Genomic DNA, 13,745 nt, shown 5'->3' on the forward strand with positions numbered 1-13,745 from the left:
GTGTGACTCCCCCTCAGCCCCGGATCCGGAGGCGGTCGGTGCTGTCCTCGCTGGGCTGGACGACGACGATGCCCTGGCCCGAGAAAGCCATCTGGTAGGCCTCGCCGCTGCCCCGGCCGATCAGCGACTGCGCCTTGAAGCTGCGCTTGCCGCGCACCTTCAGGTTCGGCGACCAGGCGACGAGCGCGTCGGGGTCGACGTACGTCTCGTCCTCGCCGCCCCCGCAGTCGACGACGATCGGCGTGCCCCGGGAGGTCAGCGCGACCCAGCCCTGTCCCGTGATCCGCGTGTTCCACAGCCCCTGGCCGGCGAACTTGGCCAGGCCCTTGACCCGCTCCACGCCCCAGCTCAGGTGCGCGTCGAAGGCGAGGAGGTTGGTGGCGTTGACGGAAATCCCGTCGCCGCCCAGGTTGATCACGACGACGTTGGCGCCGTAGTCGGCGAGGTAGAGCAGTCCGTCGCCGGAGCACTTCATCAGGGGCGCCCCCTCGCCGGTGATCCAGTCGCGGGCGATCTGGCGGACGGCGGGCGGGTTGGGCTCGTAACTGACGAAGCCTTCGTAGGCGACCATCGAGCCCACGCGCGCGAGGAGGTCGTTTCCGGTCTGCATGGCGACCTTCAGCATGTGCTGGCCGTGGTTCTCCATGCGGGCGGTGACGGGTGCGGGGGCGAAGCCCGCGAGCGGCTGGTTCATGACGGGCTCCCTCTAGACCTCGTAGGGCTGTACGACGACGAAGTTGCCGGGCGCGCCCCGGAACTGGAGGTTGACGCTCTCGCCGGTGTCGCCCGGGTAGGCGCCCCGGCGCATGCGGACCTGGCTGGATACGATCACCTGGGAGGCGGCCGACCAGGCGACGACGGCGTTGCAGTCGGCGAAGGTGGTCGGCGTGACCGGCAGGACGACGGGGGTGCCGTGCGTCTTGACGACGACCGTGCCGGTGCCGTGGAACTGCATGGTGAACAGCGCGCCGCCGGGGATGCCGTGGCCCTCGATGCGGCGGACCTCGTGGTGCAGGCCCTCGTCGAAGGCGAGGACGTTCTCCGCGGACACGCAGATGGCGTCGCCCTGCAACTCGACGGGGTGCAGGTAGGTCGCGTTCTCGGCGAGGAACACCTGGCCCTGGCCCGTGCAGCGCATCAGCTGCATCTCCTGCCCGGTGGCGTTGCCGACGATACGGCCCATGACGCCCGCGCCCTTGTAACCGAAGTCGACCTTGCCCTGGTAGAGCACCATGCTGCCCTGCTTGGCCAGCACGGGCTGCCCGCCGATGCCGAGGTCGACCCGGACGAGCTTCTTGTTCTGGAGCGTCCAGCGCTGGCCCGTGGGCGTCTCCTTGAACATCTGCAGCGCTGCCGTGACCCCGGCACCGCCCCGCGGGGCGCCCTGCGGCGCCGCGTGAGCGGCCGCCTGCGGGCCGGGGACGACCTGCCCGTGGGGCTGCTGCCCGCCGTGGCCGGGGGGCACGGGCGCGCCCGGCTGTCCCCCGTAGGCGGGCTGCCGGCCGTAGCCCGGCGGCAGCGGCGCGCCCGGCTGCCCGCCGTACGGCGGCTGCTGCGACGGGTACGACGGCCGGCCGTAGGGCTGCTGACCGTGCGGCGCGGGCGCGTGGGCGGGAGCCGGGGCCGGCGCGGGCGGCGGGACCGTGCCGGCGCCGGGCGAGCCCAGCGGGGCGATGAGCGTCGGCGCGGCGTGCACGTTCGACGCGGGAGCGGGAGCCGGGGGCGGGACGTGGCCGGGTTGCGGGGCGAAGCCCTGCGGGGGCGTGCTTCCGGCGGGCGGGGTGAAGCCCTGAGCGGCGGGGGCGGGGGCCGGGGCGGACACGGGCGCGGATGCGGGCGCGGGCGCGGGCGTGGAGGGAACGGCGAAGGCGGGCGGGGCCGTGGCCTGGGAGGGAGGCGCGAAGCCGGGGACGGCGCCGGGCTGCGGCTGTTGCGGGGCCGCGGGCGCCTCCTGCTCCTCCTCCAGCACCTCGCCGCCGAAGTTCCTCAGCAGCGCCTCCAGTCCGCCGTCGAAGCCCTGTCCGACGGCGGCGAACCGCCACACGTCCTTGAGGTAGATGTCACCGAGCATCACGGCCCGCTCGGTGGAGAACTCCGCGCCGCTGAACGAGTACCGCGCGACCTCCTCACCGCCCGCCACGATCCGCAGATAGCCGGGGGCGATCTGGGACATCTGCCCGGCCCCGTCGATGGTCGCGGTGAAGGACAGCTTGCGGATGTGCGGGGGGACGCGGTCCAGGGTGATGCGGAACGACTCCGTGTCGCCCGCCTGGGCACCCAGCAGTTGGAGGGACTCCTCAGGGGACTTCGGCTGGTTGAAGAAGACGAAGTAGCGGTCGTCCGAGAGACGCTCGTCGCCGTCCAGACCGAAGCAGCTGATGTCGAAGGTCAGTCCGGGGGCGGAGACCTGCACGCCTACGTACAGATCCGTGCCCGCCGTGAGGTCACTGATCCTGGCCTTGTGGCCGCGTTGGAATTCCCTGGCCATGCGTGACGACCGTCCCCCATCCGGAAGTGAGTGCGTCGCGCCAGGCTAACGGCAAAGTCCGACAACGCGCGCGGACGGTACGGACCCGCTGCACAACCGCATCCAAAGGTGCGTCAACGGCCGCCCGGGGGCGCGCACGGGCCCGGTTCACTCCCCGCGCGCGCCGGGGAGGTGCGGCAGCCGCTCGGCGGCCACGACCCCTTCGAGGTAGCCGCGGGCCCGCTCGGTGCGCGGGTAGGCCTCCAGGAGCCGCCAGAAGTCCGCGCCGTGACCCGGCACCAGAAGATGGGCCAGTTCGTGGCAGAGGACGTAGTCGATGACGTACTCGGGCATCCCCTGGAGCCGGTGCGAGAGCCGGATGCTGCCCTCCGCCGGGGTGCACGAACCCCAGCGCGTGTTCTGGTTGGTGACCCAGCGCACGGTGGCGGGGCGGGCGCGGCCGTCGAAGTACTGCGCCGACAGCCGCTCGGCGCGCTCGGCCAGCTCGGCGTCGCCGAGGTTCCGTTTGCTCTCCTGGGCGGCGAGTCTGTCGAGCATGACGGTGACCCAGCGCTGCTCCTCCGCCTTCGACATCCGGGCGGGGATCAGGACGACGGTGCGATCGCCCTCGCGGTACGCGGAGACCGTCCGGCGGCGCCGGGCGCTCCTGCGGACCTCGATCGCGCTCGCCTTGGAGCCGCTGGGCGGCTGGCTCGTCGTGCTGCGCTGTGGCTTTCCGGCGCGGTGCAGTGGGTCGGCGGGCACGCCCCGACGTTACCCGGTGGGCCCGGCCGAAGTCCCGGCTCCGGGACGGTTCGATGCCGATCCACCACCATGCGTGGGATTCCTATGACTCCTACGACTGTTCCACCCATCCGGTCGACAGACCTCCACCGACCGGTGTCACGGAGCGGCTCGCCCGGCTCCGATCAACCGGTCCAACACGCTTAATGCTTCCGATTTACCCGACTTCGCCCGGCCGGTTCGTATGACGAATACCCCCAGCCTGTGGATAACTCGCGGCGCCGGGCGGACCGGCACGGCATGCTGGCAGGCGTCGGCGGAGCGGGACCGGCTCCACGGCCGACGGGAAGTTCCAGGGATGCTCTCTACCGATACGGGGGTCAGTCATGCATCCGGTGATGAAGCCCGCGCTGCGACGCGGCTGGCGTGATCGCGACACCATGCAGTTCGGGATGACCGCGGCGCACGCGCAGACGCTGGGACCCGTGGACCCGGCGACACGCGGCTTCCTCGATCTGCTGAACGGCACGCGCGGGCTGCCGTTGCTGCGCGAGGAGGGCCGCCGCATGGACCTGCCCGCCGACCGGGTCGACACCCTGCTGGAGCAGCTCACGCGCGCGGGCCTCGTCGACGACGCGCGCGGCGGCGGCCCGGCCGCGGACGCGCTGCGCGAGCAGGACGACGTCCTGCAGCGGCTGCGCCCCGACCTCACCTCGCTCTCCCTGACCACCGCCGAACCGGGCGCCGCGCTCGCCCGGCTCGCCGCCCGCCGCGCGCTCAGCGTGCGGGTGGAAGGCGCGGGACGGGTCGGCGCCGTGCTGGCGTCGGTGCTCTCCGGCGCCGGTGTCGGCGAGATCGACGTGCGCGACACCGGACGTGTGGAGCCCTGGGACGTGGCCCCGGGTGGCCTGTCCGCCGACTCCGTCGGCGACCGCCGCGAGGCGGCGGCACGGGCCGCCGTCCGCCGCGCGGCACCGCACCGCCCGCCGCGCCCGGCGCACTCCCCCGGATCGGGTGCCCGGGACTCCGGGCTCCGCCTGGTGATCCTCACCCCGCGGGACGACGTGGGCGTGCACGCGCCGGACCCGGTCGCCGCGGAGCCCCTCATGGCCTGCGGAACGCCCCATCTGTACGCCGGTGTCGTGGAGGGCACGGGTGTCGTGGGCCCGCTGGTCGTGCCCGGGGAGACCGGCTGCGCCCGCTGTCTGCACTTCGACCGCACGGACCGGGATCCGGCCTGGCCGCAGCTGATCGCCCAGTGGCGCTCCGCGCGGTCCCGCCGGGTCGGGGCCTGCGATCTGACGCTGGCCACGGCGGTCGCCGGACTGGCCGCGGCGCACGCGCTCGCCTTCCTCGACGAGCGCCCGCCAGCCGGCACGGCGGCCCGCTGGGAGGTGTCCCTGCCCCGCCTGACCTGGTCCGCCCGGCCGGTCCGGCCGCATCCGGCCTGCGGGTGCGGCGCGGCACGGAAGGCCGCGGAGGAAGCCGAGGGGGAGTACTCCTCAACCAATGGCCGGCCGCGCGCGACAATGGCGGTGCAACGGCCGTCGAGGGAGCGACGTCGCGAAGCGGGCGCGGCGCGGCCGACTGGGACTTGGAGGGCGCATGTCTGATCTTCCCCGGAAGGCGGTCACCCGGACCGCCAAGCTCGCCGCGCTCCCGCTCGGCTTCGCCGGGCGGGCGACCTGGGGGCTGGGCAAGCGGATCGTGGGCGAGTCCGCGGAGATCGTCGGCCGCGAGCTGCAACAGCGCACCGCGGAACAGTTGTTCAAGGTGCTCGGCGAGCTGAAGGGCGGTGCGATGAAATTCGGGCAGGCCCTGTCCGTCTTCGAGTCCGCGCTGCCCGAGGAGGTCGCCGGCCCCTACCGCGCGGCCCTGACCAAACTCCAGGAGGCGGCACCGCCGATGCCGACCCGCACGGTGCACGCCGTGCTGGAGGAGCGGCTGGGTCCGGACTGGCGGGAGCTGTTCGAGGAATTCGAGGACAAGCCGGCGGCCGCGGCCTCCATCGGACAGGTGCACCGGGCGGTGTGGCACGACGGCCGCGAGGTGGCGGTCAAGGTGCAGTATCCCGGCGCCGGTGAGGCACTGATCTCCGACCTCGGCCAACTGAGCCGATTTGCCCGCCTGTTGGGCCCTCTCGTCCCCGGCATGGACATCAAGCCGCTGATCACGGAGCTGAAGGACCGCGTCTCCGAGGAGCTGGACTACTCGCTGGAGGCCCAGGCCCAGACGGTGCACGCGGAGGAGTTCGCGGACGATCCGGACATGGTCGTTCCGGCGGTGGTGCACCAGTGCGAGCAGGTTCTCGTCACGGAGTGGATCGACGGGATCCCCCTGTCGGAGATCATCACGCACGGCACCGAGGAGCAGCGGGACCGGGCCGGCCAGCTCCTGGCCCGCTTCCTCTTCTCGGGCCCGGCCCGCACCGGCCTGCTGCACGCCGATCCGCATCCGGGGAACTTCCGCCTGCTGCCCGGCGGCCCGTCCGGCGAGGACGACTGGCGGCTCGGGGTACTGGACTTCGGCACGGTCGACCGGCTGCCCGGCGGCCTGCCGACGCCGATCGGTGTCTCGCTCCGGATGACGCTGGACGGCGAGGCCGAGACGGTCTACGAACTGCTCTGCGAGGAAGGCTTCGTCAAGGAGTCCATAGAGCTGGACCCCGACGCCGTGCTCGACTACCTGCTGCCGATCATCGAGCCGGCCCGGGTCGACGCCTTCACCTTCACCCGCGCCTGGATGCGCAGCCAGGCCGCCCGCATCGCCGACCCCCGCTCCCCCGCCTACCAGCTGGGCAAGCGGCTCAATCTGCCGCCCGCCTACCTGCTGATCCACCGGGTGACCCTCAGCACGATCGGCGTCCTGTGCCAGCTGGGCGCGACGGTACGGTTGCGCGAGGAACTGGAGCAGTGGCTGCCGGGATTCGCCGAGGAGCCCCGGGAAGCCCTGGAGGAGGGCGGCCTGGAGGAGGAGCCGGCGGCGGAGGCGTGAGCCACGGCGGCGAGCATCACCACCAGGACGAGTCCAGCCGGCCCTCGATCGCTCTCAGGTTCTCGCGGGAGCAGGCATCGCAGAAGTACTGGCGGATGCCGTTCTCCACGGAGCAGGTCCAGGTGGCCGGCGGGGAGCCGTCGGCGGGGGTGCCGCAGCGGGCGCACACGAGCACGCGGCGCTCCGCAGTGGAGCCGCCCTGATCACCGTCGCCGGGAAGACTCGTCACCCGGTGACGATAACTCCGGGCTCCGGCGATCGCGCGCACAACGCACCGCGGGGGCCGGTCCGTTCGGCCGGACCGGCCCCCGCGGGGAAGTCTTCGCCTCCCTCGGCCGGGAGGCCACCGCTTCTCGGGTGTGATCGTTACTGCATGACGGCCTGGGCGAGCGCGCGGCGGGCGCGCAGCGAGGCGCGCTCGGCCCGGCGCTGCATCCGCTGGGCGACCACCAGGCGCAGGGCCCGGCGCTCTCTCCCGGCGTCATGGAGGCGCTCGTGCATATGCGCACGAGCCAGGGCTTCTTGCATGAGTTGCATCTCGCGGGTCCTGTTCTGGCGCGCCTCGGTGGCGCCGGTGGCGGGGAAGTCTGTGGTCGCGGAGCCTGCGGGCTCGCTGGTGGACGGCTTCATCGGGGCCTGCTTCTTGGGGTCGTGCGTGAGGGGGCGATCGATCGTTCCTGCGATGTTCATGCTGTGACCGGGTTCTTCCGCGGGCGGCCACGCGGCCGCTTCCGGGCGACGACGACACCCTGGACGAACAGCTCGCCGCCCCAGACGCCCCAGGGCTCCCGCCGCTCCTTGGCCCCGGCGAGGCAGGCCTCGATCAGCGGGCAGGTGCGGCACAGGGACTTGGCGTACTCCACGTCCGCCGGCGACTCGGCGAAGAAGACCTCCGGGTCGTAGGAGCGGCAGGGGACGGGTACGCCGAGGTTCTCGATGGCGTCGTCGAGCGCGGTGAGCGCGGTGAGGGGGGTCAAGGTGGAGTCCTCCGTGAGGCCGGGCGGGGGGATCGTTTGCGAAGGCGGTACGGACGGGGCGTGCGCTTCGAGTTGCACGGTTGGTCTTCCTCGTCTGGTCGTTCCGGCCGGTTGACCGGGTGTCGGCTGGTACCGGGTTCTTTTCTTGTCCCGAGGCCCCTTCGGCTCCGTCTTCCCGCGTGAGGGAAAACAGAAGGGCCGCGGATCCCGGATGGGGTTCCGCGGCCCTGAAGGCGCCGGCCTGATCGGCGATCAGGCTGGATCACTCCAGGGTTCTGGCCCACGGAAGGCCCACATCAGGTGGTGCTGCGTCGTCTGCTTCCGGAATCCGGCACCGGCCGCCGCAAAGGCATAGGCATGTGCCTGTGCCGCTACCGCTTCCAGTGCCTTGGTCGGTCGCTCATTGCCCTCACGGATGGGAAGACCCGCGAGAGCGAGGGAGGACGCCGGACGGGCGGCACGGATGCCGGACAGACCGGTGCCCTGGTTCGAGGCGCCGAGCATGCACGTGGAGACGGTCGAGCGATCGGTCAGTTTGGCCGTGCTGGTGGTGCTGGTGTTGATGCTGATCACTGGACTCGCCTCCTCTCGGCGTCTAAGGGACCGGGGTCAACCGGCCCGTTCGGATATGCAAGTACATCACGGAGCGCGGCCTTCGAGAAGGCCGCTGCTTCCGTGCCTAGAACCTATGGGGATTGCTGGGGCATGCGCAAACTATTTTTTCGACGAGTTCGCATCAGTCGTCGCTCTCGCCTTCGTTGAGGTCCTGGCCTGCACAGATGGCCAGAACCTCGGCTCCGTAGCTGCGCAGCTTGCGGCTGAGGACACCAGGGATGCGGGAGAGTTCGGCGGAGTTCTCGGGCCGTGCCTCGGCGATGGCGACGAGGGTCCGGTCGGTGAAGACGCAGAAGTCCGGCTGCCCGCTGCGCTCGGCCTGGACCGCCCGCCACGCGCGGAGGCGCTCGTAGAGCCCCTCGTCCATGTCCGAGGGGCAGTCCTCGCAGCGCATCAGCTTCATCTCGCCCGCGTCGGTGAGGGTGCGCCCGCAGACCCGGCAGCGCGCCGGGCTGCGCTGGGCGCGGCGCGGCACTGCGGTCGTGTCCCGGCCGGGGCCGCGTTCGACGCCCGCGCCGGCGGTGGTGCCGGAGTGACCGGCCGCGGCGGTCGTGCCGGGGCGCAGGCCGTCGAGGAAGCGACTGGCCCTGCGGTGCGGGCGGCCGCCGGGGGAGCGGGACAGGGCCCAGGAGACGTGGAGCCGTTCCCGCGCACGGGTGACGCCGACGTAGAGGAGCCGGCGTTCCTCCTCGATCTGCTCGTCGGTCTTGGCGTAGGTGATGGGCAGCATGCCCTCGGCGACGCCGACCAGGAAGACGACATCCCATTCCAGGCCCTTGGCAGCGTGCAGGGAGGCCAGGGTGACGCCCTGGACGGTGGGGGCGTGCTGGGCGTTCGCCCGCTCGTCCAGTTCCGCCACGAAGTCCGCGAGGGTGGCCTTCGGACTGGCGGCGGCGAGGTCCTGCGCGAGATTGACCAGGGCGGCCAGGGACTCCCAACGCTCTCTGACGGCGCCGGAGCCGGCCGGGGGCTGGTGGGTCCAGCCCTCCCCGGACAGCACGGCCCGGACCTGGGAGGGCAGGTCGACGGCGTCGTCCAGGAGGGAGTCGTTGCCGCCGAATCGGGCGGCGCCGCGCAGGGCGAGTCCGGCCTTGCGGACCTCGGGGCGGTCGAAGAAGCGCTCGGCGCCGCGCAGCTGATAGGGCACGCCCGCGTCCGCGAGGGCCTGCTCATATGTCTCGGACTGGGCGTTCGTACGGAACAGGACGGCGATCTCGGCGGCCGGGACACCGGCGTCGATCAGCTCGCGGATGCGGCGGGCGGCGCCTTCGGCCTCGGCGGGCTCGTCGGCGTACTCGGTGTGGACGGGCTCGGGGCCGGGGGCGCGCTGGGAGACCAGTTCCAGCCGGTGGTCGGCGGCGCGGCCATGGGCCTGGGCGAGCAGCCCGTTGGCGAGGTGGACCACCTGCGGGGTGGAGCGGTAGTCCCGGACCAGCTTCACGACGGTGGCGCCGGGGTGCCTGGCGCGGAAGTCGAGGAGGTGGTCGGGTGTTGCGCCTGTGAACGAGTAGATGGTCTGGCTGGCGTCGCCGACCACGCACAGGCTGTCGCGGTCGCCGAGCCACAGCTCCAGCAGCCGCTGCTGGAGCGGGCTGACGTCCTGGTACTCGTCGACGACGAAGTGCTGGTACTGGGCGCGGACCTGTTCGGCGATGTCGTGCCGGTCCTGAAGGATCCCGACGGTCAGCAGCAGGACGTCCTCGAAGTCGATCACCGAGCGGTCGCGTTTGAGGTTCTCGTAAGCCGCGTAGAGGTGGGCGATCTCGGCGGGGTCCCGGGGGGCCTCGCGACCGGCTTTCGCGGCCGCGTACGGGTAGTCGGCGGGGACCGTCTGGGTGACCTTGGACCATTCGATCTCGGCTGTCACGTCCCGCAGCTCGCCCCGGTCGAGCCGGGTGCCGCAGGCGGCGGCCGCGTCGGCGACGAGCTGGATCTTGCGGTCGACCAGCCGGGGCATGCCGCCACCGATCGCTTTCGGCCAGAAGTACTGCAGCTGGCGCAGCGCGGCGGAGTGGAAGGTGCGGGCCTGGACGCCGTGGGCCCCGAGCTGGCGCAGCCGGCCGCGCATCTCTCCCGCGGCGCGGTTGGTGAAGGTGACGGCGAGCACGCTGGACGGTTGCAGGATGCCGGCGCGCACGCCGTAGGCGATGCGGTGGGTGATCGCGCGGGTCTTCCCCGTGCCCGCTCCGGCCAGGACGCACACCGGCCCGTGCAGGGCGGTGGCCACCGCGCGCTGCTCGGGGTCGAGCCCTTCGAGCACCGCGTCGGCAGAGTCCGGTACCTGCGGGAAGAGGGGGGAATGCGTTGCTGCTGTCACACCGCAATGCTGCCAGGTCCCCCGGGACGGCCGTGGCGGTTGTCCACAGGCAGCCACCCTTTGTCGTACTGATGCGGCGGGCGTCACAGCGCCTGTGGACAACGACGGGTGCGGGCCGCGCATACCCCGGGTGGGAATGGCAGGCCCGTGGCATACGTTCTCCCCCTGCACGCCTTTTTCCGAGCTGCCTGAGGAGCGCGAGAGACATGCAGGGAACTGTGACGATGTACAGCACGACGTGGTGCGGTTACTGCCAGCGGCTGAAGAAGCAGCTGGACCGGGAGGGGATCGCCTACAGCGAGATCAACATCGAGCAGGACCCGGAGTCCGCCGCTTTCGTGGAGAAGGCCAATGGCGGAAACCAGACAGTCCCCACCGTGCTCTTCGCCGACGGCAGCACGCTGACCAACCCGTCGCTGGCCCAGGTGAAGCAGAAGATCGGCGTGTGACGCTCCGCGGGTTTCCCGCGATGCCGCGGCGGGGCGGTCCCTGAGGCTCAGGGACCGCCCTGCGTCGCCCTGTCCCAGACCACGATGTAGCGCCACAGCAGCGCGCGCCGGTAGCGGCAGCCCGGCAGCAGGCGGCGGGCAGCCGCGCGGACCTCGCCCCAGCGCATCGTGGAGTCCTCCACCGGCATGCCGGCCGGGCCGCGCTTGCCCCCGCGCAGACGGGCGTAGAGCCGGCTCGCCGGCAGTCCGCAACCGCTGATCACCCAGTCCACCGGAGTGCGGTTGTACGCCAGCCCGACGACGACCAGCCGACCGCCGGGCGCGACGAACCTGGTGAGAGCGTCGATCGCGGCCTCGAAGGGAGCGTGGTGCACTACGGCGACCGCGCTGACGAAGTCGTACGCCCCTTCCGGAAGCGAGTTGTCGCCGAGGTAGTCGGCCTCCAGGAAGGTGACGTTCCCGGGCCGGCGGGCGCGGGCCTGCCGGATCATCTCCGGTGAGCGGTCCACGCCCGTGACCGTCCGCACGCGCGTGGCGAGCTTGCGGGCCAGGAGCCCGTCGCCGCAGCCGACGTCCAGCGCCGTGCGGCAGCCGTCGGGGACGGCCGCCAGCACGGCCCGGTGGTAGTGGACGTTGTGGTTCCAGTACGGGTCTGCGGACACCGGGAAGCGGCCTCAGACGAAGCTGCGCGTCGGCAGCGGCTTGCCGTACCACATCTCGATCAGGCGGGCCGCGATGGAGATGCCGTAGGGCGGCATGACCTCGCCGGATTCGAAGGCGTCGTGCAGCTGCTCGCGGGAGAACCAGCGGGCCTCGTGGATCTCGTCGCCGTCGACGTCGATCTCGGTGGACGTGGCGCGGGCCATGAAGCCGAGCATCAGGCTGGACGGGAAGGGCCAGGGCTGGCTGGCCACGTACTCCACGGAGCCGATGGTGACGCCGACCTCCTCGGACACCTCGCGGCACACCGCCTGCTCGATGGACTCGCCGGGTTCGACGAAACCGGCGAGCGTGGAGAAGCGGCCCTCGGGCCAGTGGACCTGGCGGCCGAGCAGGATGCGGTCCTCCGCGTCGGTCACGGCCATGATCACGGCCGGGTCGGTGCGCGGGTAGTGCTCGGCGCCGCAGGCCGGGCAGCGGCGGATGTGGCCGGCGGCGGCGATGACCGTGCGCTCGCCGCAGCGGGAGCAGAAGCGGTGGGTGCGCTGCCAGTTCTCCAGGCCGACCGCGTGCACCATGAGCCCGGCGTCACGCGGCGACAGCAGCAGTCCCGCCTCGCGCAGACCGGCGGGGCGCGCGGACTGGTCGATACGGCCGGGCAGCGCGTCCTTCTGGAGCGCGAAGTAGCTGACGCCGTCCTCGTCGATGCCCAGGAAGTAGCGGTGGGCCTCGGTGAGCGGAGCCTCGAAGGAGGGCGTCATCACGAGTTCGGTCCGGCCGTCCGGGGTCTCGTCGATGAGCACCTGGCCGCCGGACACCACGAAGCAGCGGGTCGTGGGGTGGCTCCACGCCGCCGCGAGCCAGGCTTCGTCGAGCCGGTGGTGGGCGGCTCGGTCGATGCCGCTCGGGGCGGTCAGTGAGATGGGTCGGTCGGCTGTGTCGTCGGTCCAGGTGGTCACGGTGCTTCCAACTCCCCCAGTACAGCGGTTGGTTCGGCGGGCGGTTCGGCAGGGCGTGCGGCGTGGGGCACCGGGCCGGGTGCGGGCGGGGCGTGCGGGGCGGTTCGTCCAGTGTGCCCCGCGCGCGCTGCCTCCCTTACGGCGCCGGTCGCTCAGGGCGTGGGACGCCAGTTCTCGGCCAGATCACCCCACAGGTAGGCGCTGGTCTCGACGCCCTTGAGCAGCAGGTCCAGCTCGACCTTCTCGTTGGGGGCGTGCCAGCCGTCGGAGGGGACGGAGATGCCCAGGAAGAGCACGGGGGCGCCGAGGACCTCCTGGAGGTCGGCGGCGGGTCCGGAGCCGCCCTCGCGCGTGAAGCGGACCGGCCCCTCGAAGGCGCGGCCCATGGCGCGCACCACGGACTGCAGGGCGGGGTGGTCGAGCGGGGTCAGGCACGGGCGCGTGGCCGAGCCGAAGTCGATCTCGCAGCGGATCCCGGCGGGCACCTGCTCGGCGGCCCAGGCGCGCACCGCCTTCTCGATGTGCTCGGGCTCCTGGCCCGCGACCATGCGGAACGACAGCTTCACCATGGCCGAGGACGGGACGACGGTCTTGCTGCCCGGGCCCTGGTAACCCCCGCCGATGCCGTTGACCTCGGCGGTCGGTCGGGCCCAGATCCGCTCCAGGGTGGTGTGCCCGGCCTCGCCGTGGGCGGCGCGTGACTTGGCGGTGCGCAGCCAGCGCTCCTCGTCGAAGGGCAGCTCGGCGAACAGTTCGCGCTCGCGGTCGGTCAGCTCGACGACGCCGTCGTAGAAGCCGGGGATCGCCACGCGCGCGTTCTCGTCGTGCAGTGCGGCGACCAGGCGGGCGAGGGCGGTCGCCGGGTTGGGCACGGCGCCGCCGAAGGAGCCGGAGTGGATGTCCTGGTCGGGGCCGTGCAGCCGGATCTCGCACTCGGCGAGGCCGCGCATGCCCGTGCACACCGTCGGGGTGTCCTCGGACCACATGCCGGTGTCGGAGACGATCACGGCGTCGGCGGCGAGCCGGCCCGCGCGCTCCTCCACCAGGGCCCGGAAGTGCGGGGAGCCGGACTCCTCCTCGCCCTCGATCAGCAGCTTCAGGTTGACCGCGGGGGCCGTGCGGCCGGTGGCGGCGAGGTGGGCGCGGACACCGAGTGTGTGGAAGAACACCTGGCCCTTGTCGTCGGCCGCCCCGCGCGCGTAGAGGCGGTTCTCCCGGACGACCGGCTCGAAGGGATCGCTGTCCCAGCCGTCCTCGCGGGCGGCGGGCTGCACGTCGTGGTGGCCGTAGACGAGGACGGTGGGGGCCTGCGGGTCGCCCGAGGGCCACTCGGCGAAGACGGCCGGGGCGCCGGGGGTCGGCCAGATCTCCACGGTCGGGAAGCCGGTCTCGCCGAGTTTGGCGGCCAGCCAGTCGGCGCTGCGCCGGACGTCGCCCGCGCGGTCGGGCTGGGCCGACACGGAGGGGATGCGCAGCCATGCCGCGAGGTCGTCGAGGAAGGCGGCGCGGTGCTGGTCGATGTACGTACGGACGGCGCTGTCCGGGGTCTGGCTCATGCTCACG

The 13,745-nt window shown here is 72.4% G+C and carries 14 protein-coding genes; 3 read left to right on the plus strand and 11 right to left on the minus strand.

Annotation, left to right across the window (positions count from 1 at the left end):
- Positions 1–13 precede the first annotated feature (13 nt).
- The 3 genes from ACZ60X_RS14685 to ACZ60X_RS14695 all read right to left on the minus strand — a co-directional run bounded on the left by ACZ60X_RS14685 (position 14) and on the right by ACZ60X_RS14695 (position 3,232).
- Entirely contained in the window at positions 14–694 is a 681-nt protein-coding gene (locus ACZ60X_RS14685) for an AIM24 family protein (protein WP_469597925.1), read from the minus strand.
- A 12-nt stretch (positions 695–706) separates the two neighbouring features.
- Positions 707–2,488: a TerD family protein gene (locus ACZ60X_RS14690; protein ID WP_469597928.1), complete on the minus strand. Its 1,782-nt coding sequence runs from the start codon at positions 2,486–2,488 to the stop codon at positions 707–709.
- A 147-nt stretch (positions 2,489–2,635) separates the two neighbouring features.
- The gene (locus tag ACZ60X_RS14695; RefSeq protein WP_469597931.1) at positions 2,636–3,232 is read right to left on the minus strand and encodes a M48 metallopeptidase family protein; all 597 of its coding nucleotides are present in this window, start codon (positions 3,230–3,232) and stop codon (positions 2,636–2,638) included.
- A gap of 365 nt (positions 3,233–3,597) precedes the next feature.
- On the opposite strand from ACZ60X_RS14695, the gene ACZ60X_RS14700 reads away from it, so the two are divergent.
- Positions 3,598–4,824 carry a TOMM precursor leader peptide-binding protein gene (locus ACZ60X_RS14700; protein WP_469597933.1) on the plus strand — a complete coding sequence of 409 codons (1,227 nt, stop codon included), beginning with the start codon at positions 3,598–3,600 and terminating at the stop codon, positions 4,822–4,824.
- Positions 4,817–6,205, plus strand: coding sequence for an ABC1 kinase family protein (locus tag ACZ60X_RS14705; protein WP_469597935.1), 1,389 nt, complete (start codon positions 4,817–4,819; stop codon positions 6,203–6,205). Before ACZ60X_RS14700 ends, ACZ60X_RS14705 begins: the two co-directional genes overlap by 8 nt.
- A 16-nt stretch (positions 6,206–6,221) precedes the next feature.
- On the opposite strand, the gene ACZ60X_RS14710 is transcribed toward ACZ60X_RS14705, so the two are convergent.
- The 5 genes from ACZ60X_RS14710 to ACZ60X_RS14730 all read right to left on the minus strand — a co-directional run bounded on the left by ACZ60X_RS14710 (position 6,222) and on the right by ACZ60X_RS14730 (position 10,114).
- Entirely contained in the window at positions 6,222–6,434 is a 213-nt protein-coding gene (locus ACZ60X_RS14710; RefSeq protein WP_469597937.1) for a hypothetical protein, read from the minus strand.
- Between the two features lie 137 nt (positions 6,435–6,571).
- Positions 6,572–6,895, minus strand: a complete 324-nt coding sequence (locus ACZ60X_RS14715) for a hypothetical protein (RefSeq protein ID WP_469597939.1) — start codon at positions 6,893–6,895, stop codon at positions 6,572–6,574.
- Positions 6,892–7,260 carry a WhiB family transcriptional regulator gene (locus ACZ60X_RS14720; RefSeq protein ID WP_023546912.1) on the minus strand — a complete coding sequence of 123 codons (369 nt, stop codon included), beginning with the start codon at positions 7,258–7,260 and terminating at the stop codon, positions 6,892–6,894. Before ACZ60X_RS14720 ends, ACZ60X_RS14715 begins: the two co-directional genes overlap by 4 nt.
- A gap of 174 nt (positions 7,261–7,434) precedes the next feature.
- Positions 7,435–7,755, minus strand: coding sequence for a hypothetical protein (locus ACZ60X_RS14725; protein ID WP_469597941.1), 321 nt, complete (start codon positions 7,753–7,755; stop codon positions 7,435–7,437).
- A gap of 163 nt (positions 7,756–7,918) precedes the next feature.
- The gene (locus ACZ60X_RS14730) at positions 7,919–10,114 is read right to left on the minus strand and encodes an ATP-dependent DNA helicase UvrD2 (protein WP_469597943.1); all 2,196 of its coding nucleotides are present in this window, start codon (positions 10,112–10,114) and stop codon (positions 7,919–7,921) included.
- A 206-nt stretch (positions 10,115–10,320) separates the two neighbouring features.
- Here ACZ60X_RS14730 and ACZ60X_RS14735 point away from each other — a divergent pair, with 206 nt between their 5' ends.
- Positions 10,321–10,563, plus strand: coding sequence for a mycoredoxin (locus ACZ60X_RS14735; protein WP_469597945.1), 243 nt, complete (start codon positions 10,321–10,323; stop codon positions 10,561–10,563).
- Between the two features lie 47 nt (positions 10,564–10,610).
- Here the strand turns inward: ACZ60X_RS14735 and ACZ60X_RS14740 are convergent, their stop codons facing one another.
- The 3 genes from ACZ60X_RS14740 to ACZ60X_RS14750 all read right to left on the minus strand — a co-directional run bounded on the left by ACZ60X_RS14740 (position 10,611) and on the right by ACZ60X_RS14750 (position 13,738).
- A complete protein-coding gene (locus ACZ60X_RS14740; protein WP_469597947.1) occupies positions 10,611–11,225 on the minus strand; it encodes a class I SAM-dependent methyltransferase in 615 nt (204 codons plus the stop codon).
- A 12-nt stretch (positions 11,226–11,237) separates the two neighbouring features.
- Positions 11,238–12,182, minus strand: a complete 945-nt coding sequence (nudC, locus tag ACZ60X_RS14745; RefSeq protein WP_469597950.1) for an NAD(+) diphosphatase — start codon at positions 12,180–12,182, stop codon at positions 11,238–11,240.
- 152 nt (positions 12,183–12,334) lie between these two features.
- A complete protein-coding gene (locus ACZ60X_RS14750; protein WP_469597952.1) occupies positions 12,335–13,738 on the minus strand; it encodes a dipeptidase in 1,404 nt (467 codons plus the stop codon).
- Between the last annotated feature and the right edge of the window lie 7 nt (positions 13,739–13,745).

The organism is Streptomyces sp. NPDC104106, assembly GCF_055584345.1.

What these genes read in the sequence shown, in the direction of transcription:
- ACZ60X_RS14685 (WP_469597925.1), bottom strand. Translation starts at nt 694, where the DNA reads ATGAACCAGCCGCTCGCGGGCTTCGCCCCCGCACCCGTCACCGCCCGC.
- ACZ60X_RS14690 (WP_469597928.1), bottom strand. Translation starts at nt 2,488, where the DNA reads ATGGCCAGGGAATTCCAACGCGGCCACAAGGCCAGGATCAGTGACCTC.
- ACZ60X_RS14700 (WP_469597933.1), top strand. Translation starts at nt 3,598, where the DNA reads ATGCATCCGGTGATGAAGCCCGCGCTGCGACGCGGCTGGCGTGATCGC.
- ACZ60X_RS14705 (WP_469597935.1), top strand. Translation starts at nt 4,817, where the DNA reads ATGTCTGATCTTCCCCGGAAGGCGGTCACCCGGACCGCCAAGCTCGCC.
- ACZ60X_RS14715 (WP_469597939.1), bottom strand. Translation starts at nt 6,895, where the DNA reads ATGAACATCGCAGGAACGATCGATCGCCCCCTCACGCACGACCCCAAG.
- ACZ60X_RS14735 (WP_469597945.1), top strand. Translation starts at nt 10,321, where the DNA reads ATGCAGGGAACTGTGACGATGTACAGCACGACGTGGTGCGGTTACTGC.
- ACZ60X_RS14750 (WP_469597952.1), bottom strand. Translation starts at nt 13,738, where the DNA reads ATGAGCCAGACCCCGGACAGCGCCGTCCGTACGTACATCGACCAGCAC.